Below are 22,300 nucleotides of genomic sequence, written 5' to 3'. Positions count from 1 at the left end.
CGCGTTGCGGGCTTCGTGCTCACGGGCCGGCGCCGCGATTTCGCGCAGGCTTCCGTTGACCCCGGCGCCGTGAGCCAGGTATTCCCTGGCCATGTCTGGTGACAAGCGGCGACGGCTCGAGGGCGTCATTCCAGACCTCTTGAAGCGCGCCGTCGAGATCGGGGTCGAAAAGGCCACCGAGGCGCCTGACTCGATCAAGCAGTTCATGCACGATCGCAAGGTGCCCAAAGAGGTTGCCCAGCTCCTCTTTGCTCAAATGGAGGAGACGAAGAACGGGATTCTTCGTGTCGTGGCGAACGAGTTTCGCGACTTCCTCGAACAGACGAACATCGCCGCCGATCTGCAGAAGCTGCTGACGAGCGTGCAGTTTGAGGTCAACACGACGATTCGCTTCACGCCCAACGAGCCCTCGGCTGCGGCCGCGGACCACGAGGCGGAGGGCGATCCCGAGGCGTTGCCAAAACCCCAGGTGAAGACAGACGTCTTCGTCAACAAGCGAGACGCAAAGCGGAGAAATCGAGAATGAAGTCGCTCAAGACCGGGGGAGAGGTCGACAGCTGGTGCACCAAGTGCCGGCTGGTTCTAAACCACCGCATCATCGCCATGGTGGGGCCGAAGCCCGTTCGCGTGGAGTGCTCGACCTGCAGCTCGCATCACAATTTTCGCGCTCGCCCGCCGGGGGAGAAGGAGGCTGCGTCGCCGCGCTCCACCAAGAGCGGCATCTCCGAGCCGCGGGCTCCGCGCATGTCGTCGGCCACGAAGGCCGAGCAGGCGCGCGTGACGCGCGAGGTCACTTGGGAGAAGGCGGTCACCGGGCGCGCCGTGGCTGACTTCCGGAAGTACACGATTCACGAGACGTTCCGCGAGGGCGATCTCATCAAGCACACGCGCTTCGGCGACGGCGTGGTGACTCGAATCATCGATGCGAACAAGATCGAGATTCTCTTCAAGGACGAGTCGCGGACGCTCGCACAGACGCTTCCCAAGGGATGACGCTCGCAGCGGGCTCCGCGGCGCCCGGTCGCGGCGCCAGCGCTTCGGCGAGATCCACGGAGAGCGCCCTCCGGCGCGGCATCCTGGCGCTCTTGCGCGTGGTCGCTCGCGTCTATTTTCGCAAGATCAGCGTCGTCGGGGATGTGCCTCGAGGTGCTACCGGCCGCGTCCTCTTGCCGAATCACGTCAACGGCCTCGTCGATCCGCTGCTCGTTCTCACGACGGCAGAGACGCGGGTCGCGCCCATCTCCAAAGCGCCGCTCTGGAAGATCCCGATCCTCGGGGCGCTGCTCGACGCGCTCGGTGCGGTCCCCGTCGTGCGCCGCCGCGACGATCCGACGAAAGCCGGTGGAGCGAACGACGAGCTCTTCAAGACCGTGGGGCATCACCTGGCCCGCGGCGGAAATATCCTCATTTTCCCTGAAGGAACGAGCCACAACGAGCCTGGGCTGGTCAAGCTGCGAACGGGGCCGGCCCGCATGATGCTCTGCGGCGAAGGCGTCGCGCCGGCGACGATCAGCTTTCAGGCGGTGGGCCTCGAGTTCGAGGCTCGGGATGTCTTTCGGTCCCGCGTCCTTGTGTTTTATGGCCCCGCCCGCACGTTCGCGTCGGTGGCCCCCGCCTCGCTGTCCGATGAGGAGCGCGTGCAAGCGGTCACGCGCGTGATTCAGGAGGACCTCTCGCGAATGCTGGTGACCGCCGACAACTGGGAGGAGCGGCGGCTCACCGAACAGGTCGCCGAACTCTTGGCGCACGAGGCCGGCGAGACCTCCTTCGAAGGCTTTGCCGAGCTGGCTCGGGCGGTTCGCGACGCCGGGGGAGCGCTCCGTCTTCACGCACCGGCTCTCGTGGACCCCGTGAAGGAGCGGACCGCTGCCTATTTCGCGGTCCTCGAACGCGAGGGACTCAGCGACCAAGACGTCACGTCGACGAACGTTCCGCTGCGCGCGGGTCGCGTCGCCCCGTGGCTCATGTTGCTCGTGCTGCCGTTGGCGACGCTCGGCTTCTTTCTCTACGCGTTGCCCTATCGCATTCCCCGTTGGGTCTCGGCGCGGGCTGGCGGCGAGGGCGACCTCGTCTCGACGCTGAAGCTCGTGGCCGGACTCGGGGTGTTTCCCCTCTGGGCATGCGGTTGGAGCGTCGCCTTCGCGTTCGGGTTGCCGGGAATGTGGCCGCTCCTCGCCATTTTCCTCGTGTGGACGACGCCGCTGCCAGCGCTCTGGTGGCTCGACGCGCTCGAGGACGGCTCCCTGGAGCGACGGCCGTCGAGACACGACGTCGTCGCCCTAAGGCGCGCCGCCGTCTCAGCCATCGAAGAGGCCAGGGTCGCCCTGCTCGCGGCCAAGGCGGTGTGATGCGCGAACGAAGCTGGGCCCCACTGCTCGTGTCGCTCGCCGTCGCCGCGGCCGCGCGCCCCGCGTTTGCGGCCGGGGAAGCGCCTGTGTCCGGGATTCGCTGGGCGCCTTCGGTGGAAGGGCGCCTTGGCGCCTGGCTCGTGGCTGGCCCCTTCCGCGAAGCCGAAGGGAAGAAGGGCATGAAGGCGCGGCCGCCGCAGCTCGCGTTCGTTCCTCCGGGGCTCGACGAAGCACGCCTCGCACCAGCGCTTGGCGCGCCCGTCGGTGTCGAAGGGAGGCCCTTCGTCGCGGTCGCGAGCGACGGTTCGAGCGGCGTCGACGTCCGCGGCGCCTTGGGCCTCGGCAACGGGCCGCGTGAGGCCGAATACCTGGCCTACGCGGGCATCCTGCTTGAAGCGAGCACGGCTCAACGCGGGTTCTTGCTCCTTCAAGGGGCAGAGGCGCTCCAGGTCATCGTGGACGGACGCGTGCACTATGCACGCGAGTCCCCGCTCGCCTCCGGCGACGAGGATCAGGTCCCGCTGCGCCTCTCGCGGGGCGCTCACCGGGTCGTCCTGAAGGTACGTTCGCAGGGCGGTGGGCTCCTTACGCTGAGGGCTCGGCTCGTTGACGAAACCTTTCGTGCCCCCGCCGGCGTCGTGGCGGTGCTGCCAGGCGCCCAGTCCGCGGAGGCACAGCGGCTCGCGCAGCGCGCGGCGCAGGTGTCCGTCGACCGAGGCCTCACCCCTTCGGGCTACGAGCCGAAGGTCCTCGTGCGATTTCCTGACGGCTCGCCGGTCGACGTCGTCGGCTCGATGGTGGCCCGCGTGGTCACGCGGGAGCGCGAGCTCGCGTCGACGGGGCCGGTGCCGCTTGGGGCCAAGGCCGCGGCGCGCGGCGAGTGGGAACTCTCGCTCCCCGCGCTCGAGGGCCCGCTAGCGGAGGCCGCCGAGGACCAACTCGCCAGCGTCGAGGTGGACGTGCTGGGACGAAGTTGGCGCTTCCCCTTCCCGGCTCGCGGCGCGACGCGCGCCGCGACGCGGCGGGCGCTCTTTGCGCTGGCCGCGACACCGTCCGATGCTCCCTGGTTACGCCGCGGCAGCTTCGCGAGCGTTGAACATTTACGCCGCCGCCTCGTCGACCTCGTGGGCCGCGGCGACGACGACAAGGACGCGCAGCTGCGCGAGGCGAGCGACCTCGAGAGCGTCGCGGCGCGCCTCGAGGCGAACCGTGATCCGTTCGAGGGCCGCACCGGCTTCCTCCGCCGGGCCTATCGCTCGCCTGTCGACGGTGAGCTTTCGCCGTACGCCCTCTACGTGCCCCCGGGATACCGTGAAGGGACCAAGCGGTCCTACCCGCTCATCGTTGCGCTTCACGGTCTCAACGGCAAACCGATGGCGATGCTCCGTTGGTTCTTCGGCGGAGACGATCCGAAGCGCGATCAAGAGTGGGAAGACCGTCACACCGACGGCCTCGCGCCGCTGGATGCGTTCGTCGTGGCGCCGGCGGGCCACGGCAACACGATGTATCGCCACTTGGGTCAGGACGACGTGCTGCGGGTCGTCGACGAAGTCACCGAGTTGTACCCCGCCATCGATCGCGGGCGCGTAAGCGTCACGGGCCCCTCCATGGGCGGCATCGGCGCGGCGGCGTTGGCGCTCCGGATGCCGGACCGGTTCGCAGCCGCGGCGCCGCTTTGCGGGTACCACAGCGTCTTCGTTCGGCGAGACGTGCTCGGGAAGGCGCTGCGACCATGGGAGCGCTTCCTCGCCGAGGAGCGGTCGAACGCGTCGTGGGCCGAAAATGGTGCGCGCACGCCCATGTTCATCGTTCACGGGACCGAGGACTTGCCGGTAGAGAACAGCGGCGTCTTGGTGGAGCGCTACGAGGCGCTCAAGTTTCCCGTCGTCTTCGAGGCCCCCAAGCTCGGGCACAACGTGTGGCAAACAACCTACGAAGAGCTCAAGGCCGCGAAGTGGCTCATGGCTCACGCCCGGGACCAGCACCCGCGCACGGTTCGCTTTCGCACAGCGCGCACGCGCGACGGGCGCGCGGCCTGGGTCACGGTGAGTGAGCTAGAACGACCCGACTCGTGGGCTGAGGTTGACGCTCGCGTCGTCTCTCGTCGTTCCATCGCGGCGACGACGCGAGGCGTCGGCGCCCTGGAACTCGAGCGCGACCCTCGGCTCCTCGACCCGGCCGCCCCGACCTCGGTGACCGTCGACGGGCAGACGTTCCACGTTGCGAGCGATGCGCCGCTCGCCTTCCACAAGAACGCCGGCCGCTGGTCCGCGGGCGTGCGACCGGCCTCCGCGACGCCGCGAAAGCAAGGCACCCTAACGGGGCCATTCCGCGACGTGTTCCACGAGCCCTTGCTGTTCGTCTACGGCGCGAGCGATCCGCTGGTGGCTCGCGTTAACGAGGACGTTGCGCGAGCGTTCGCTCGAGTGCGCGGCGGTGTCGACGTGCAGTACCCAATCCTGAGCGACGTCGAGTTCGTGGCGCGAGGCGAGCCGGTTGGCCATTCGCGCCCCCTCTTTCTCGTGGGCACCGCGCGGTCGAACCTCGTCTTGCGAGCGCTGGCGTCGGAGCTTCCAATTCAGGTCGACGAGCGCGGGATCAGCGTCGGTGGGCGGCTCGTCACCAACGGCGAGCGCGACGCCGGCACGGCCTTCGTCTTTCCGAACCCGAAGCGCCCGGACCGCTACGTCGCCGTCGTTTCGGGGATGACGGCGCTGGCCACCTACCGGGCGTTGTCCTTGCCCGACCTACTGCCCGACTTCGTGGTTTACGACGAGCGGGTCAAGTCGGCTCGAGGCCAGATGATCCTCGGCTCCGCGAGCGTCATCGCGGGCGGCTTCTTCACGAGAGACTGGGCCGCGCCGAGCGGCCTCGTCGATCCCTTTGCGAAGAGCTCGGCGTCGCCGGCGAAGGCGGGGCTGTCGCCGAGCGACGGCGAGATGTAGCGCTCAGAGCCCAGCGAGGACTCGCTCGAGGGCGCGCTCTTGCTCGTCATCGAGGGCGCCCCAACGAACCCCCACGGCCTGCGGCGCGCGGATGCCGCAGCGCCTGAAACGAGTGACGGTGCCAGGAAGGGTCAGCTTCTCGTCGCCCACCGTCAGTTTGACGATGATCTTGTCACCGATGTCGAGGATGCAAGGCGACCGGAGCAGCGCGCCGCCCCTCGAAATGTTCTCCGTCATCATGAGGACGTGGCCGCGCGGCGCATCGACCCCCGCGATGGCGTGGAGTGGCAAGCGCTCCTCGTCGCGTCGTTCGCCGAGCGAACCGCCGACGTGGGCGATGATGAGGCCCCAGCGCTCGAGCTCGTCCATGCTGAGGACGTCATCAAGGGGGACGGTGAGTTCTCCCGAGAAGCTGAGGCTGCCCCGCTCCCAGCTTCCCTCTACCTCGCGCATCGATAGGAGCGCCTTCATGTGAGCCCGCACGTCGTCGGAGAGCGCAGCGGAGAGCGCGCCGGCGTCCGCTAGCTCGAGCCGCAACAGCATCTCGATGAAATTCAGCTTCTCGGCCTTGCAGAGCGCGAGCACGAGGTCGAGTTCGTGAGCGCCGACGATTTCGCCGTCGATCAGCCGACGCGCGAAGCTCGGGAGGCCAAAGCCCGTCGTGCTGACCCAAGCCACCTCACCGTCGACGAGGTGAATGACCCCGCTACCTTGCTGGCCGCGTAGCCGCACGGTGTCGCAAACGCGCGGCGCGGCGACGGGGAGCTCGCGCTCGCGCGCGAGGAACTCGTGACCTTCATCGTCACCACGAACGGCCCGGTATTCGCCGGAGCCCATCGGGAGGTCGAGCGCGTGCGTGCCCGACATGCCGCGGGCGCGCGGGCCCAGCTGGCGCGCGGCCACGATCTTCTTCTGCGGTCGATGAGACATGCGTGCTGCACCTGTTCGCGTTTGGGAAGTCGACCTAGGCCCCTTAACGGGGACGCAAAAGGGACGCGCGAGGCCCTTCTTCTATGACCGAGCGCGTCCGCTTTCGCTGCAAAGGAAAGCCTGGTCACTGCATTTTCCTGCGACCGAGTGGTTCGTGTACGCACGCCGGGTACACGTGGACGAGGTCGGTCCGACGTATCGCACCCGCTGGCGCGACACGTCCTAGGGTCAACGTCCGCGCCGCTTGCCTCGCATCGAGAAGTCGCCGGCGCCAGCGCCGATGCCACCACCGGTACCCGTGGTCCGCGTGCGCCCTCCCCGCCCCGGCGGCCGCTCCTCGGTGGGGCCCTCGGCGGGACTCGAACGACCCCGGCTCGAACCGCCACCCCAATCTTGGCGGACCTCGTAGCTCCGCCGCCCCGGCGAGCCGCCGCCATAGCGAGGTGTCTCGCCGCCCGCGGCGGGACGTGCCCCTTCGCGAGTGCCGCGATTCGCTCCGCGGGGGCCCCGCCCCGGGCGCTCGTTCGTGTCGGTGTGAGGGGCTTTCTTGGTGGACCGCGCCGGCGTGCGGCGCGCGCGCTGCGACGAGTCCACCTCGTCGGTCGAGCGAATGCGCTTCGGCACCCCGTACTCCTTCTTGAGCAGTGTCAGCTCGTCGCGCGTCAGCGCACGAACGCGGCCGGGAGCGAGGCCTTCGGACGTCACGCCGGCGAAGGCCGTCCGGGCGAGGCGCATCACGGGGAAGCCGGTCGCTTCGCCCATGCGCCGAATCTGTTGGTTCCGTCCTTCGAAGATCGTGATCTCGAGCCAGGTCTTGCCGCCTTCGTGACGGAGCAGCTTGGCGGCAGCGGGGAGAGTCTTGCCGTCCTCGAGGTTCACGCCGCGGCGCCAGACCTCAATGTCCTCGTTTCCCATCTCGCCGGAGACCTTGAGGACGTAGGTCTTGGGGACCTTCTTTTTGGGATGGAGGAGTCCGTTGGCAAATCGCCGTCGTTCGTCGCCAGCAGGATCCCGCTCGTCGCGAAGTCGAGGCGCCCGATGGGATAGACGCGAGCGCCAAGAGGCGACAGCATCTCCGCCACCGTGGGCCGACCCTCGGGATCACTCAGCGTGGAAACGACGCCGCGCGGCTTGTGCAGCGCGTAATAGGCGAACTCCTCGGCGACGACCCGTTTGCCGTCGACTTCGATGCGATCGGTCGTCGGATCAGCCTTGGAGCCGAGCTCCTTGACGATGCGACCGTTGACGCGAACGCGACCGCTGGTGATGAGCTCTTCGGCGGCTCGCCGTGACGCCAAGCCGCCACGGGCGAGGATCTTCTGGAGGCGTTGAACGGTCATGGAGGCGCGATCAGCGCGCTCCGGCGTCTGCGCCCATTTGCTCGCGGGCTTGGCGCTCTGCTTCCTCGACTTGCGCCAAGTGCAGCTGATCGCGGTCCCAACGGTCGACGTGGCCATCCATGGTCTCGTCGAGGCCCATGCGCTCAAGGCGTCCGCGCGTGTAGATCTCCCAGACGTCGGGCTTGCCGTCGCCGTTTCGATCGCGCTTGATGCGGGCGAGGGTGCCGTTGGTGTAGGCCTTCCAAACGTCGGGCCGCCCGTCAGCGTTGGTGTCGAGGTTCTCTTCAGCGAGTCGGCCCTGGACGAACGAGATCCACACGTCAACGCGGCCGTCGTAGTTGGTGTCGGCCTCTTCGCGGAGGGCCTCGCCCTTGTTGTTGAACGTGCGGACGACGTCCTTGATGCCGTCGAGGTTCGTGTCGATCTCGCGGCACACGAGCACGCGGTGGCGCGAGTCGGCCTCGCCGAAGGTGCGGTAGATGCGTCGGACATTGGGCTTCACGGCGCCGGGCCCCGACGTCTCCACGTGGTCGAGCTCAGGCTTGTTGCGCCAATCGCACATCGACCGATCGTCTTTCGGCCAGTTGCTCGGATCTTTCGACCCGCCGGGGGTCACGGTGGCGGTCTTCGGCGCGGGTTGTCCCCCGCAAGCGGCCACGAGCGCGAGGGCTGCTACGGCTGAGTAGCGCACGAACAATCGCTTCATCACTTGCCCTTCCCCTTCGGCGCCGGCGCCGCTGGCTTGTCGGTGGCCTTCGGAGCGGCCTTGCCCGGGTCGGCCTTTGCGGGCGTCGCCGATCCGGCGGCTGCCGGTGCCGGCGCAGGTACCGGCAGCGGTGCGGCGCTGGGCGCTCCGGCGTCAGCGACGGCGACGTTGGACGCCGCGGGCGAGGTCGGCGCTCCGCCGTCGGCGCGGGACGCATCGCCGCCAATGGTGTCAGACGGATCGGGCTGACCGTCGCCGTTGCGGTCAAACGCGACGGTGACCTTCTCGCCTTCCCAGGTCCACCACTGATCGACCTTGCCGCTGCCGCGCGTATCGCGCTCGCGCCGCACCAGCTTGCCGCTGGCCGTATCGTAAAAGTCCCAGGTGTCGATCTTGTGGTGCGCGAGCGTGTCGTATTCGACGCGCGCCAACTTGCCGCCTTCGAAGTACTCGATGGCATCGACCACGCCGCTCTCGTCGTAGTCGGCTTCGCGGCGGCGCAAGGTGCCCGACGCGTCGAAATACTGGAAGAGGTCCGGCTTGCCGTTCCGGTTCAAATCGGTGACGCGGCACATCTCCTTGCCGCCGGCCAGCACTCGGCGAATGTCGGCCTTGCCGTCGCCGTTCACGTCGACAGCGTCGACGTTGCTGCCCTCGCAGGGCTCGTGCTGGATGGCCGTCGAGCGAACGGGCGCCTGCGCTCCCCCCCCACCGGTCGACACCGAGAGGTCCGAGCTTCCACATCCGGCCAGGAGCAACGCCCCCAGCAAAGCGACCGCCGCCGAGGGGCGAGGGAGGAGAACGTGCGTGCGATCCATGAGTGTTGGCACGATACCGACCCGCGCGGCTCGCCTGCAAGCACCTCTTTTCCCTTTTGGCGGGGGCAGCCAGGGCCAGGGGGCCCGCGTTTTGGTGCGCACGGGCCCCTAACGGAGGAAAATTCCAGCGCGAAGCGACGCTCAGCGTGAACTTGGCCCTCCACAATAATCACAAGGAATCCCGGCCACATCGATGCCATCGAGCGGCCTCCCCCCTTGAACGGTCACGTATGTTCACGTATTGTATGTTCGTTCGATGCGAACGATGGGCTTGGCGCGACACTCGGCAGGACGGTACGACGATGTCTCGTAAGAAGATTTCGACGACCATCTACGTAACGCCGGAGCAGAACGACAAGCTCAAGCTCTTGCACGAGCGCACGAAGGTGCCCGTCGCCGTCTACATTCGCGAAGGCATCGACCTCGTGCTTCGGCACTACGCGCACGTCCTTCCCGGCCAGCTGCCGCTCGATGCACCGCGACCCGCGACGGCAGAGCGCGAGTCATCGTCGAACCTGCGACGTGAGCGGACCGCCGAGGAGCGTCGGCCGCGCGACGAGGGTGATGGCCCCGTCAAGAAGGCGGGCGGCTGACGGCCCTGGACGGCGCGGTCGGAAACCCCGTCGCGAACAGCTGATGGTTGTCATCGTCGCGCGCGTCTGCTTGAAGTAGCTGGACGTCCGCCCCACCTCCGATTCAGAGAACGCCAGGCCCCGTGTCCACGCCGCAGCCCAAGATTCGCAATTTTTCGATCATCGCGCACATCGACCACGGAAAATCCACGCTGGCCGATCGCATCCTCGACGTCACCGGCGCGCTGACGCAGCGCGAACAGCGCGATCAGTTCATGGACAAGATGGACATCGAGCGCGAGCGCGGGATCACCATCAAGGCTCAGCACGCGCGGCTCCGGTTTCAGGCCAAGGACGGCGAGGTCTACCAGCTCAACCTCATCGACACGCCGGGTCACGTCGACTTCAACTACGAAGTGTCGCGGTCCCTCTCGGCGTGTGAAGGCGCGATCTTGGTGGTCCACTCGACCCAGGGCGCCGAGGCGCAGACGCTGGCGAACGTCTATCTCGCCATCGACCAGGGCCTCGAGATCATCCCCGTACTTAATAAAGTCGACCTCCCTTCGTCCGACGTCGAGCGGACGAAAGAACAGATCGAGCAGGTCGTTGGCCTCGACTGCAGCGACGCTGTCTCGTGCAGCGGCAAGACCGGCGTCGGTGTTCCCGACATCCTCGAGCAGATCGTGGCGAAGGTCCCGGCGCCGCGCGGCAACCCCGCGGCGACGCTGCGCGCGCTCATCTTCGACACTTGGTACGACAGCTATCGCGGTGCCGTCGTCATGGTGCGCGTCGTCGATGGAACCCTAAGGCGCGGCGACAAGATTCGCTTCATGGCGACCAAGAGCGACTACGAGGTCACCGAGTTGGGGACGTTCCAACCGTTCCCTGTCGCCCTCGATGAGATCGGCCCGGGAGAGGTCGGCTTTCTCGCCGCGAACATCAAGAGCGTCCACGACACGAAGGTCGGCGACACGGTAACCCACACCGGCAAGCAGGCCAGCGAGATGCTCCCGGGCTTCAAAGAAGTGAAGCCCATGGTCTTCGCGGGCGTCTGTCCGACCGACAGCTCCGACTACCCGGCGCTGCGCGACGCGCTCGAGAAGCTGAACCTCAACGACGCAGCGTTCACCTTCGAGCCCGACTCCTCCGAGGCGCTCGGCTTCGGCTTTCGCTGTGGGTTCTTGGGTCTACTCCACATGGAGATCATCCAGGAGCGGCTCGAGCGCGAGTTCAATCTCGACCTCATCACGACGGCGCCGAGCGTCGTGTACTCGGTCTACAAGACCGACAACACGGTGCTGCGCGTGGAAAACCCTGCGAAGCTGCCGTCGACGCAGTTCATCGAGCGCATCGAAGAGCCGATCGTCAAGATGACGATTCACGTACCCAGCGACTACGTCGGCGTGGTGCTCTCGCTTTGCCAAGACAAGCGCGGCGTCCAGAAGGGAATGCAGTACGCGAGCGCCGATCGCGTGATCATCACCTACGAGCTCCCCTTCGCCGAGGTGCTCTTCGACTTTCACGACAAGCTGAAGAGCATCTCGCGCGGCTACGCCTCGATGGACTACGAGGTTGTCGGGTATCAGCCTGGCGATCTGGTTCGCGTGGACCTCATGGTCAACGGAGAGCCCGTCGACGCGCTGTCGATCATTGTCCACAAGGAGCGCGCCTACAACCGTGGCCGAGGCCTGGCCGAGAAGCTGAAGGAGTTCGTTCCGCAACAGCAATACGAGGTGGCCATCCAAGCGGCCATCGGCGGCAAGATCATCGCTCGCGAAACGGTCCGCGCCCTCCGCAAGGACGTCACGGCGAAGTGTTACGGCGGCGACATTTCGCGCAAGCGCAAGCTCCTCGAGAAGCAGAAGGAGGGGAAGAAGCGCATGAAGCAGGTGGGCAGCGTCGAGATTCCCCAGAAGGCGTTCCTCGCGATTCTGAAGGTCGACTCCTGACGCGGCGGGTGCAGGCCCGCGCGCAGGCTGGGTTTCGTAAGCCGGCCTCTTGTCTGTTACCGTGGTGGGGTCCGCTTGAAGAAGCCCCTTCGAAGGCGCTCGTCGCCGACCAAGAAGACCCCTCGTACCGGTCGCGTTGACCCGGCGAAGGTGGCCGCCTCCGCGCTGGACCGCATTCGCGCGCTCCTCAAGCGGACCGGTCATCTCGGGCGGATGGGGCCGCCCGTCGATCCGAAAGAGCTGCTCGAGCGCGACCGTGTCTTGGGACAACCGCTGCCGCCGAGCTACCTCGCCACGATGGATGTCACGAGCGCCATTGGGGCCCCCGAGCGGCTCCTGACGGCGGCGCAAATGCGCTCGGCGCTGGTGGTGCTTGCGGCGGAAGGGGGCGACGAGACGCGCCTCCTGCCCTTCTGCGAAGCGCCGGGACTGCTCGTCTGTTTCGATCGGCACATTCGCGACACGCGCGGCGAGTTGGGCATCGTCGAACACACGGGCGGCGCGTCTCGCTTCGCGGCCCCTAGCTTCGGAGAGTGGCTCGATCAGGTCGCGGACGACCGCGAGGAGAACATCACCCGCGCCGCGTCGATTCCCGACTCACTGCGCCAGCTCTTGATCGACCTCGGCTTCTCGTTTGACGATCCGGTGATGGGGCGACTCGAGACGGGCGATGTCGACGCCGTCGAGGGGCTCCTAGGCAAAGAGCTCGCCGACGAGGTTCGCGGAGCCGTCAATCGGCTCTTCGATTCGAGCGGCAAGGCGTCCCTCACGCTGAACCTTGACGAGTTCACCGTGGCCGCGTCCGTTCGCACCGGCATCTACGTGTTTGAAGCGGCGCAAGTCTTCCGCTGGTTGCGTCAGTTCCGGGACCAAGACTTCTTTCGCGACCCACGCCGGCGAGCCGACGGCGACTCGGTGCGCGATCTGCGCGCGGCGCCGCGCGAGCCTGCGCTCGTGCAACGCGGGACCGTCGACCTCCACGGCCTCCCCTCGATGCGCCTCGTCTTCCGTGCCGCTAGCGGCCGCTCCGTTGACGACTTCTTCGTGCTCGGTCGGACGCCTTCGATGCGCGGCGGTAGCTGCGTGGTGCACGTCGAGCGCGGCGCGCTGGCCGAGCTTCGAGAGGTGCCAGACCCTCTTGCCGACATTTACGTCACGGACGATGGGGCCGCCTGGGGCTTGAGTCAGGAAGGTACCGCCATTCGCTTTTCCGGCGGCGAGGCGAGGGCCTTTCCCCTGAAGCGCCCCACAGCCGGGCGCACGGCCTGGTACGGAATTGGCGGCGATGGCCAGCGGATCCTCGTTTGGGGCGCCGGCGCGTTGCTCGAGTTTGATGGCACCAAGTTCGCGCCGTTCGTCCCCGACGCGAAGCTCGCGACGTCCGAGGTGATCGCGGCGCTTGCACCCGACGGCACGGGCCTGTCGATGCTCGTCCTCGACGATGGCATGGGGGCTGTCGCTCGCTTCGACGGTCGACGGTGGCAGCCGATCGACGAGGATCAACTCATCGAGGCCCCGCTCTTGGATCTAGACGCATGGCGCGGCCAGACGCTCGTCTTGACCCGCGACGGGCGCGTCCTCTCACTCGATGAAGCCGGCACGCCCAAGCCGGTCCCGCTGCCCCAGCGGGCCGACGCGTTCCAAGTCGAGCGCGGCAAACCGCGAGCGTTGCACGGCCTGCGCGGCACTGTGGGCGGCGTCCTGTTCGCCACCGAAGGCGGAGTCATTGCTGCCGTCGGCGGTGAGCCCGTCTTCTACTCGGTGGCCGGCGAGACGCGTCCGACGCGCCTCGCCCGCGTCGGTGGTCGGGTCGTGGGCACCGACGGCGTGACGGAAGCCGCCACGGCGATCCTCGTGGGCGCAAACCTGTGGCTGTGGCGCGGCGGTGCCTTGCACGTGGTCGACGCGACGGCCATTTGAGCCGGCGAGACGGCGGCGGCGGGTTCCCTGCTTCTTGAACCGCGAGTGGTGCGATACGGTGCTCGCGAACCGAGGCACGAGGACCCCCCAGCGATATGGCCACAAGCAGCGCGACTTTCGAAGAAGCCTTTCCGTTCGGCGCTGGCGCCGTCAAACGCTACCGCCTCGGCAACGGTCTCAGGGTGCTCATCCTCGTTGACAAGAGCGCGCCCGTGGTGAGCTACCACACGTGGTTCGGCGTCGGTTCGCGGCACGAAAAGCCGGGGAAGACGGGCCTTGCACACCTCTTCGAACACCTCATGTTCAACGAGACCGAGTCGATGAAGGCCGGTGAGTTTGATCGCAAGCTGGAAGAGAGCGGAGCCGAATCGAACGCCGCCACGTGGGTCGACTGGACGTACTACCACGAGGCCTTGCCCAAGGACCGGCTCGCACTCGCGGTCAAGCTCGAGTCGGAGCGCATGGCGCGTCTCGTGTTGCGTACGCCTCAGGTGGACAGCGAGAAGGAGGTCGTCGCCAACGAGCGGCGCTACCGAGTCGAGGACGACGTCGAGGGGGCGGCTTCGGAGCTCCTCTACAAGACAGCCTTTCGGAAGCACCCGTATCACTGGCCGACCATCGGCTGGATGAGCGACATCGAGGGCTTCACGCCGGAGGACTGCGCCGCGTTTTATCGAACGTATTACGCGCCCAACAACGCCGCCGTGATTGTCGTGGGTGACGTTCGCGAGGCCGACGTGCTCTCGCGCATCGAAGGCGCCTACGGCGCCATCCCGCGCGCCGAGATCCCCGCCGAAGACTACGAGCCCGAGCCGCCGCAAACGGACGCGCGACTCGTTGAGCTCAAGAAGCCCACGGCCTCCGAGAAGCTGTACCTCGGCTATCACGGTCCTGCCTTAGGCGACGCCGATCACGTTCCACTGACGTTGCTCAGCGAAATTCTCTTCGGCGGCCGCGCGTCGCGCGCGCACCGAGCGCTCGTGCAAGGCGCCGAGCTGGCTAGCGATGTGCGCGGTTGGGTCTCGACCTTTCGCGACCCCGGCCTCTTCGAGATGCACGTGACGGCGAGGCCGGGCGTCGATTCGCACGTGGCCCTCGCGGCCCTCGACAAGGAGATCGAGCGCGTGAGCCGCGAGCTCGTTACCGACGACGAGCTCGCGCGCGCAAAGGCCCGCCTCGAGCTTGGGCTCCTTCAGTCGCTCGACACTGCGTCGGGTAAAGCCGAGACCATCGGCTTCTACGAAACGGTTCTTGGCGACCCGAGCGCCGTGTTTCGCCGGCTGAGAGAGACGCGGCACGTGACGGCGAGCGAGCTCCGCGCCGCCATGCGCCGCACCCTGCTCGGACAACGAACCATCGTGCGCGTCATTCCGGACGGCTCGGAAGGCAACGAATGAGCTCAAAAGCAGGCACGCGGCGCGTTGAACTCGAGGGCGGCGCGACGCTGCTCTTGGAGGAGTCCCATCTGGTTCCGCTGGTGGCGATCACCGTCGCCCTGCGCACTGGCGCGCTCTACGACCCGGAGGGCCGCGAGGGACTCTACCGGTACGCCGGTCGCATGCTCCGTCGCGGCGCCGGCGCGCTCTCGTCGTCGGACATCGAGGACGCCATCGATCGGCTCGGGAGCGAGATCGGCGTCGATGCGGCGAGCTCTTCATTCTCCTTCGGAGGGCAGGTCATCCGGCGGAGTCTCGACCCGTTCGTGGAGCTCGCAGGCACCCTCCTCGCGTCACCGACGTTCTTCGAGGACGAAGCCGCCAAGCTCCGACGCGAATCCGTCGCGGAGCTCGTTGAGGCGCGCGACAACGACCGCTCGCTGGCGCAGCGCGCGTTTCGACGGGCCATGTTCCCGAACCACGGCTACGGGCGCTTCGCTTCGGGGACGCCGGAGTCGGTGGCCGCCATCACGGCCTCCGAGGCGCGCGCGCTCCACGGCCAGCACTTCCGTCAAAAGAACGCCATGGTGACGTTCTCCGGCGACGTCGACGAGGCGACGGCCGTCGCGGCGGCGACTCGCCTCCTCCGGGGACTGCCCGCCGGCGAGCCAACACTCATCGAGACGCCTGAGCCTCCGAAGGTCGCCGGCCGTCGACTCGTGTTCGTCGACAAGCCGGAGCGCACGCAGACGCAAATCCTCATCGGCACCCTCGGGACGTCGGCCACGGATCCCGATCACGTGCCGCTCCTCATCGCCAACGCGGTCTTCGGCGGCACCTTCACGTCGCGCCTCATGCGCGAGGTTCGGTCGAAGCGAGGCTGGTCCTACGGGGCCTCGTCACGGCTCGGCATCGACCGTCGACGCCAATCCTTCAGCATGTGGACCTTTCCCGCGGCCACCGACGCGGCGGCGTGCATTGCCCTCGAGCTCGAGCTCTTCGAGGCTTTCGTCAAGGACGGCATCACGGCTCGCGAGCTCGGCTTCATTAAGAAGTACCTGACGCGTTCCTACGCCTTCGAGATCGACACGCCGCACAAGCGCGTTCACCAAGCGCTGGACGTGGATCTCTACGGATTGCCCGCCGACTATTACTCGAGCCACACGGCCCACGTCGACGCGGTGACGGTGGACGCCGCGCGAGAGGCGGTGCAGCGCCGCCTCGATCCCGAGAGCTTGCTGTTCGTTGTCGTGGGGACCGCGAAGGACATCTTGAAGCCTATTCAAGATGCGATCCCGCGGCTCTCGGAGACGACGGTCGTGCCCTTCGACACGCTGTAAACAGGTTCGTCAGCCGGGGCGCTTGGCAAAGGCCTCGGCGAAGGTCGTGTCGTACTGACCCGATCGGAACTCAGCGCTCGCGAGCACGTTGCGCAAGAACGCAATGTTGGTCGTGGCCGGAGCGATGCGGGTGCCGGCGAGGGCGCGGTCGAGTTCGTCGATGGAGCGCGCGCGGTCTTCGCCCCAAGCCACGAGCTTCGCGATCATCGGATCGTAGAACGGCGTGATCTTGGAACCGGCGCGAACGCCCGATTCGACGCGAAGCCGCGGCGATTGGACCTCGCCGGCGCCGTCGCACCAGACCAGCTCGTCGATGGCGCCGGGCTTCGGAATGAAGCCCTTGGCCGGATCCTCGGCGTAGATGCGAACCTCGATGGCGTGCCCGTTGGGTCGCACAGCCTTGAGATCGGGCAAGGCTTCGCCAGCGGCGACCCGGAGCTGGAGCTCGACGAGGTCGAGGCCGGTCACCATCTCGGTCACGGGATGCTCGACCTGAAGCCGCGCGTTGACCTCCAGGAAGTAGATGTTGCCGTCGGCGTCGGCGATAAACTCGCAGGTGCCTGCGCCGACGTACCCGACACTCTTCATGACTCGCAGCGCTGATTCGAGGAACTTCGCGCGGCGCGCGGCGCCTGCCTCGCCCTCGAAGAAGGCGGCCGCCGAGGGGCTCTCTTCGAGGATCTTTTGGTGGCGCCTCTGCAAGCTGCACTCGCGCTCGCCGAGCGTGTAGCCGTTGCCGTGCCGGTCGCAAAACACCTGGACCTCGACGTGCCGCGGCGACGAGACGTAGCGCTCCATGTAAACGCGCGCATCGGAGAAGGACGCCTTGCCGCGGTCGGAGCAGCTCTTGAGGGCGCGGTCCAGGGCCGCTTCTTCGCGAACGACCTGCATGCCAATGCCGCCGCCGCCGCCCACGGCCTTGACCACGATGGGAAAGCCGATGCGGTTGGCCTCGGCGCGCGCGCTCACGAGTTCCTCCGGCGTGTCGATGCCGATGGGCTCGAGCGTCCCCGGGACCGGCGCAGTCCCAGCGGCGTGCGCCACGTGGCGCGCCTTCATCTTGTCGCCGAAGGCGTCGAGGACGTCGGGCGGTGGGCCGATGAACGTGACGCCGCGCGCCAGGACCTCGCGGGCGAAGGCGGAGCGCTCGCTCAAGAATCCGTAGCCCGGGTGGACCGCCGTGGCCTTCGTGCGGTCGATGGCCTCGAGGATCGCCGGCACGTTTAGGTAGGAGTCTTTTGCCGGCGCGGGGCCCACGAGCACCGCCTCGTCGGCCTCCTCGGTGTGCGGAGCGCCCGCATCGGCCTCCGAGTGGATGGCCACGGTCTTGATGCCGAGGCGGCGGCAGGTGCGGATGACCCGGCGCGCGATCTCGCCGCGGTTGGCTACGAGAACCTTGTCGAAGAGGGGCATGTGCCCCGCGTATCAAAGCAGCGAGGCGTCGTCACGCTCCAAAGTCGGCGGCGACGCTGACTCTGGCGTCGCTCACTTGGGGCGCTCGGTCGTGGTTTGGGTCACGCCGAGCTCCCAACGGAGGTTGTCGAGCAGGACGCTCGAGTCGAAGCTCGCGTCGCCCGTGTCCCAGATGAGAAACTCGAGGGTGACTTCCTCGCCGCTACCCACGGGAGCCTTGGACGTCAGCCATCCGGTCGCGCCGCCGCCGGTCGTCGTCTTGCCACCGCAGTAGCTGCCGCGCTCTTCGAAGCCCGTGCCCGCGAGCTCCGACTCACCGCCCGCGCACGATGCGGTCTTGATCTTCGGCGGCGAGCCGTTGCAGCCGGTCTGCGCGCCCGGCGTGCAGCGGTCGAAGAAGCCGTTGTTGACGCTGACGGGGTTCTGCTGCGCGTCGAAGGAGATGTTGTCGGCCTCTCCGTCGTTGAACTCCTTCGACGTCAACATGGCGACGAAGCCGTCGTTGTAACGGGAGCAGACCCATTGGGGCCATTCGCCGGAGAAGAAGTTGAAGTCGAAGGCGACGCCCTTGGCGTTGGCCGGCACCTTGATGACGAGCTTCAGGCTGATGACGTCGTTCACCGTGCTCTCGACCTGACAGCCGGCGGCAGGCTTGGGGAATCCGGGCGGCGCCTTGCCTGGCCCCGCCATGGTCTCGCCGCGCTGAAACGGCTCCGAGCCGCCGGGGCCGTTGAACTCGCGAGCCCAACCCGAGCTGAGTACGCCGAGTGCGCCGCCTTCTTGCGGCTTCAGCTTGGCGCCAAAACGCCTGAGGATGCCGTGTTGGTTTGGCTCGGCGGGGACCTTGGAGCCGTAGCCCGCCGAGAACGTCGCCGAGACGAGGCCCCAAGAGCCCTCCTCGGCCATCTTGCAGATGCCGAGCGCCTTGGCGAAGTCTTCCGCGTCGCCGTCGACGGCGAGCTTGCCGTCGCAGTCGGCGACGTTGTCGACCTCGCCGTCGTCGTCGTCGTCGCAACCGTTGTCAGGAACCTCGAAGTTGGCCTTCGACTTCTGGCACGCGCCCGCGCCGGCGTCGCCCTCGGCGAAGGCGGGCGGCGCGCCACCGGCGTCGGTGGTCGTGGGAAAACTACGGTTCGTGCCGGCGCTGCAGCCTGCGCTCAGAACGACGCCACCCAACACGGTGAGAACCCCAAAAGCCAAAGCCGTTCGCATCGATCCACCTCGGAAAGCCCGCGAACTCTGGTCCACGAACCGCCTCGGGTCAACCGAAGCAAGCCCGCGAACGACCTCAGCCGCGAAAAAAAGGCAGCGGCCCTCCATGTGGCCACGCGCGCGGCCGCCATCCCTGCCCGCGCCGAGCACCCTCCGTCGGCGCGCTAGATGAGCCAATCCTTGTCGCGGATCTTCTTCGGAATGTACTCCTCGCTGATGAAGGAGATGCTCTTGCTGAGGAGCGAGTCGACTTCCATCTTGAAGCCGTTCTTCAGAAGCTCGTTGATCTCGCGCTGCCACTTCTTGTCGGCGAACCACTGGTAGGCCTTCATCTGCTCAGCGCGAGCGATGTCTTCCTTCGAGAGCTTGATCTCGACGGCGTCGGGCAGCGTGAACTTCTTGTAGTCGAAGGCGCTCATGCCCAAGAAACGCACGTTCGGGACGGCGAGGCGCATCGATTCGTAGGCGAGGCTGATGGAGCCCTGCTTCAAGACGGAATAGATGTAGAGTCCCCACGGATCGTTGTCGACGAGCACGTAGACGGGCAGCTTCACCTCAGTGGCGAGTCGTTGGAGCAAGCGCCGCACGCCGCGGGCCCCCTGCCCTTCGCTCGTCATGAGGATGCAGTTGTGCTTCTCCCAGAAGCGGTCCTCGTTGAGGCGAAGCCAGATGGCCTGCTTCTCAACGAGCAGGACGAAGTCCGCCTTGTTGGAGACGAACTTGAGCTGGTCGTCTTCGCAGATGCTCGGAATGCCCCAGCCGCCGCGTCCCATCTTCGTGAGGTCGATGACGTCGCCGGCGTCGTTGACGACCATGGCGCCCGCGATGAGGCCCTTCTTGTTCGCGTACAGGTGGAGCTCTTCGCGGAGCGAGTCGGTTGCCACCTCGAGGTCCTCGATGATGGGATCGCTCTCGCTTTGCTCGTCGAAGGTGTTCTCGCTGGTGCCCTTCAGCGTGTGTTTCGTCATGTAGAACATCTGACGAATGCTGACGGTCTTGTTCTGCTCAAGGAGCGTCTTGCAGCCGTTGGCCACGAGGAACGTCTGCATGAACTTTCGCGCCATGTTCGTGTTGAAGAACTCGCGCGACTGCGTCTTGTCACCCAGCTCAATGATCCGCTTCTTCTCGTTGAAGGAGACGTTCGACAACGCTCGCGTGCGAATCTCGAGCGTCGGATTCGAGCCGCCCTTGACCTCGGCGAGCGTCTGCGCGGCCAGCTTGCGTATGCGCCCGAGGGTCCGCTCGTCTTTGGCCGACGGCGGACTCTCCTTCGGGAGCGAAGCTCGGGGGGCCGCCTGAGGCGTCTCGGGCGCCTTAGGCTGGGGCGTCTTCTTCGTGGCAGCTTTCTTCTTGGCGGCCATGGCTTGGCGATCCTCTCGATGTCGTGGCGGTGACGTGGAATGCGGCCTCGCGTGGGGGCTCCGAGCACCCGCTCAGACGAGCGAGAGCTGCTCCGGGGCGCCCTTCTTGCTCTTCTTGGGCGACGCCGGCGCGACCTTTGCCGCCTTGCCTTTGCCGCCCTTCGTGGGGAGAGCTGCGGGCAGCGCTGGCGGCGGCATCGTGCCGTCTCGAGGCGCGGGAGCTGGCGCCGCACCGCCACCGGGCCCGCCGCCCGAGGGCGGCGCCTCGTCGTCGGGTTGGAGCACGATGTTCACGTACTTGGGGAGGGTCTCGTAGAAGACCTTCTCGACCTTGTCCTTGGGGACGCTGAGGATCGCGCCGAGGGCTCCGGCGACCTCAGGGATGTAGCGCTGGAAGATGCTCATGCGCTTGAGCTCGTTGTCAGCCTTCGCCTTGGCGCGAACGTGCGCGCCAAGCTTGCGGCCACACTCCTGAAGCGCCAGGCGCATCTCACGAAGGAGGTCGTCGTAGTGGGCGACGGCCTCTTTTGCCTCGCTCGTGAACGGCACCCAAACGCTCGCAAGGTGCACGACGATGGCGAGCGGTCCGACGGGGAGGCCGCCCTTTGGCTGAGCCAACCCGTAGGCTTTCCAGTTGGTGTCGTAGACCGACTCGCTGATGGCGCAGGCCTTGGGTTGGTACTGCAAGGGCACACGATTGGCGAAGCGCAGAATCTCGCCGGGCTCGTCGAGCGGGAGCTCGCCGCCGTAGGCCACGCCGACCTCCACCACGAAGGGATTGCCGCGATAGACCGAGGGCGGGCGCGTCGAGGAGAAGTAGACCTCGGCCTTGAAACGGCGCTTGAGCCCCTCGATGAGGAGCTCTTCGCCGATAGGAACGATGCACGACGCCGGCGGCGCCATGACCTTGACCTGTCCAAGAGCCTTATGGAGCGCCTCAACGGCATCGCCGTGAATGCTGCCAGCCTTGGCCTTGGAGCTGACCTTGGCCATGCTGCAGATTTGCTCGGCGATGGCGGGACTCACGCGCGAAAAGGACTCCGTGAGGACGTGTTTCACCGTCTCGCCCGCGTGGTCGTTGAGCATGCTGATGAGCATGCCGAGCTCAACGCCGTGCGGGTGGGGCTTGATCTCCTGCGCTTCTCGCGGAAGGTCGTTGGAGACGCGCGGGTAGTCGGTCACCTCGCCCTTCGGGGTCTTGTAGCGGAGCGCAAGGTGCGGGTTGGCGACGACCGTCTGCTCGAGATACGCGTCAACCCCGGTGCGGCCGCCTCGATAGGCTCCGACAAGCTCGATTTCGACGCGCGTTCCGTGCTCCTTCTCCCACTCGACGGTGTCGTCTTTCACGACGTCCGGCTGATTCCGCTTGTTGTCGATGCGGATCGCCATGCGGTGCGCGGGCCGCCCCTTGCCCGTCTTCGAGATGATCGTGACGGGCTTGCCGGTGGTGAGCTGGCCGTAGAGGCCCGCGGCGCTGATACCGATGCCTTGTTGACCGCGCGACTGCTTGAGCCGGTGAAACTTGGAGCCGTAGAGCAGCTTGGCGAAGATCTTCGGGATCTGCGCCTTGACGATGCCGGGGCCGCTGTCTTCGATGGCCACGCGGAAACGGTTTTCACTCACCTCGTCGATCTCGACGATGATCTCCGGAAGGATGCCCGCCTCTTCACAGGCGTCGAGGGCGTTGTCGACGGCTTCCTTCACAGTCGTGAGGAGCGCCTTGGCAGGGTTGTCGAAGCCAAGGAGGTGCCGGTTCTTCGTGAAGAACTCGCTTACGGAAATCTCGCGCTGGCGCGAGGCCATCGTCTCGGCGCTGGCGCGGCGCGCGGGGCGAGCCTTGTCGGTGTCGACGGACTCCGGGGCATCTTCCGGGGGCTCCGTCTTCACCGGGGCCTTGGCCTTGCCCCTCGGGGCTGGCGGGGCTTCGGCTCTCGCCGCGACCTTCGGCGTCTCCGCCTTTTTTCCCTTCGCGGACTTGGCGACAGGTGGCGTTTTGGCGGCCGGGAGCTTCTTTTTGGGTTCTTTTGCCATGGTGGTCCTATCGACGCGGGCCCAAACCGGTACACGGGT

General features: G+C 67.0%; 16 protein-coding genes and 1 pseudogene. 9 read left to right on the top strand and 8 right to left on the bottom strand.

The window, feature by feature from the left end:
• Window positions 1-91: 91 nt before the first annotated feature.
• Genes IPG50_01565 through IPG50_01550 form a run of 4 tightly spaced genes read left to right on the top strand, consistent with a single transcriptional unit; the run spans window position 92 to window position 5,293 of the window.
• Window positions 92-526: a hypothetical protein gene (locus IPG50_01565; GenBank protein ID MBK6690890.1), complete on the top strand. Its 435-nt coding sequence runs from the start codon at window positions 92-94 to the stop codon at window positions 524-526.
• Entirely contained in the window at window positions 523-993 is a 471-nt protein-coding gene (locus tag IPG50_01560; GenBank protein ID MBK6690889.1) for a hypothetical protein, read from the top strand. Before IPG50_01565 ends, IPG50_01560 begins: the two co-directional genes overlap by 4 nt.
• Entirely contained in the window at window positions 990-2,348 is a 1,359-nt protein-coding gene (locus IPG50_01555) for a 1-acyl-sn-glycerol-3-phosphate acyltransferase (protein MBK6690888.1), read from the top strand. Before IPG50_01560 ends, IPG50_01555 begins: the two co-directional genes overlap by 4 nt.
• Complete coding sequence (locus tag IPG50_01550) at window positions 2,348-5,293, top strand: prolyl oligopeptidase family serine peptidase (protein MBK6690887.1); 2,946 nt, start codon at window positions 2,348-2,350, stop codon at window positions 5,291-5,293. Before IPG50_01555 ends, IPG50_01550 begins: the two co-directional genes overlap by 1 nt.
• Before the next feature lie 3 nt (window positions 5,294-5,296).
• On the opposite strand, the gene IPG50_01545 is transcribed toward IPG50_01550, so the two are convergent.
• From IPG50_01545 to IPG50_01530, 4 genes and pseudogenes are all read right to left on the bottom strand, one after another.
• A complete protein-coding gene (locus IPG50_01545; GenBank protein MBK6690886.1) occupies window positions 5,297-6,223 on the bottom strand; it encodes a PilZ domain-containing protein in 927 nt (308 codons plus the stop codon).
• Between the two features lie 228 nt (window positions 6,224-6,451).
• Window positions 6,452-7,563: pseudogene (locus IPG50_01540) on the bottom strand (rRNA pseudouridine synthase).
• Window positions 7,564-7,573: 10 nt separating this feature from the next.
• Window positions 7,574-8,269, bottom strand: a complete 696-nt coding sequence (locus tag IPG50_01535) for a hypothetical protein (GenBank protein ID MBK6690885.1) — start codon at window positions 8,267-8,269, stop codon at window positions 7,574-7,576.
• Entirely contained in the window at window positions 8,269-9,087 is an 819-nt protein-coding gene (locus tag IPG50_01530; GenBank protein ID MBK6690884.1) for a hypothetical protein, read from the bottom strand. Before IPG50_01530 ends, IPG50_01535 begins: the two co-directional genes overlap by 1 nt.
• A gap of 302 nt (window positions 9,088-9,389) precedes the next feature.
• On the opposite strand from IPG50_01530, the gene IPG50_01525 reads away from it, so the two are divergent.
• From IPG50_01525 to IPG50_01505, 5 genes are all read left to right on the top strand, one after another.
• Window positions 9,390-9,680 carry a ribbon-helix-helix domain-containing protein gene (locus tag IPG50_01525; protein MBK6690883.1) on the top strand — a complete coding sequence of 97 codons (291 nt, stop codon included), beginning with the start codon at window positions 9,390-9,392 and terminating at the stop codon, window positions 9,678-9,680.
• A 122-nt stretch (window positions 9,681-9,802) separates the two neighbouring features.
• Window positions 9,803-11,608, top strand: a complete 1,806-nt coding sequence (lepA, locus tag IPG50_01520; GenBank protein MBK6690882.1) for an elongation factor 4 — start codon at window positions 9,803-9,805, stop codon at window positions 11,606-11,608.
• Between the two features lie 75 nt (window positions 11,609-11,683).
• Complete coding sequence (locus IPG50_01515; protein ID MBK6690881.1) at window positions 11,684-13,528, top strand: hypothetical protein; 1,845 nt, start codon at window positions 11,684-11,686, stop codon at window positions 13,526-13,528.
• Between the two features lie 95 nt (window positions 13,529-13,623).
• Window positions 13,624-14,925, top strand: a complete 1,302-nt coding sequence (locus IPG50_01510) for an insulinase family protein (GenBank protein MBK6690880.1) — start codon at window positions 13,624-13,626, stop codon at window positions 14,923-14,925.
• The gene (locus tag IPG50_01505; GenBank protein MBK6690879.1) at window positions 14,922-16,244 is read left to right on the top strand and encodes an insulinase family protein; all 1,323 of its coding nucleotides are present in this window, start codon (window positions 14,922-14,924) and stop codon (window positions 16,242-16,244) included. Before IPG50_01510 ends, IPG50_01505 begins: the two co-directional genes overlap by 4 nt.
• 9 nt (window positions 16,245-16,253) lie before the next feature.
• Here the strand turns inward: IPG50_01505 and IPG50_01500 are convergent, their stop codons facing one another.
• The 4 genes from IPG50_01500 to IPG50_01485 all read right to left on the bottom strand — a co-directional run bounded on the left by IPG50_01500 (window position 16,254) and on the right by IPG50_01485 (window position 22,261).
• Complete coding sequence (locus tag IPG50_01500) at window positions 16,254-17,657, bottom strand: ATP-grasp domain-containing protein (GenBank protein MBK6690878.1); 1,404 nt, start codon at window positions 17,655-17,657, stop codon at window positions 16,254-16,256.
• Window positions 17,658-17,729: 72 nt separating this feature from the next.
• Window positions 17,730-18,869, bottom strand: coding sequence for a choice-of-anchor L domain-containing protein (locus IPG50_01495; protein ID MBK6690877.1), 1,140 nt, complete (start codon window positions 18,867-18,869; stop codon window positions 17,730-17,732).
• Between the two features lie 164 nt (window positions 18,870-19,033).
• Window positions 19,034-20,230 (bottom strand): DNA topoisomerase IV subunit A, encoded by a 1,197-nt coding sequence (locus tag IPG50_01490; protein ID MBK6690876.1) that lies wholly within the window; start codon window positions 20,228-20,230, stop codon window positions 19,034-19,036.
• Window positions 20,231-20,302: 72 nt separating this feature from the next.
• Window positions 20,303-22,261, bottom strand: coding sequence for a DNA topoisomerase VI subunit B (locus tag IPG50_01485; GenBank protein MBK6690875.1), 1,959 nt, complete (start codon window positions 22,259-22,261; stop codon window positions 20,303-20,305).
• Window positions 22,262-22,300: the final 39 nt, after the last annotated feature.

It is taken from the genome of Myxococcales bacterium (genome assembly GCA_016703425.1).
In the GTDB taxonomy this organism is placed as follows: domain Bacteria; phylum Myxococcota_A; class Polyangia; order Polyangiales; family Polyangiaceae; genus JADJCA01.
This window is presented reverse-complemented; position numbering and strand designations above follow the sequence as displayed.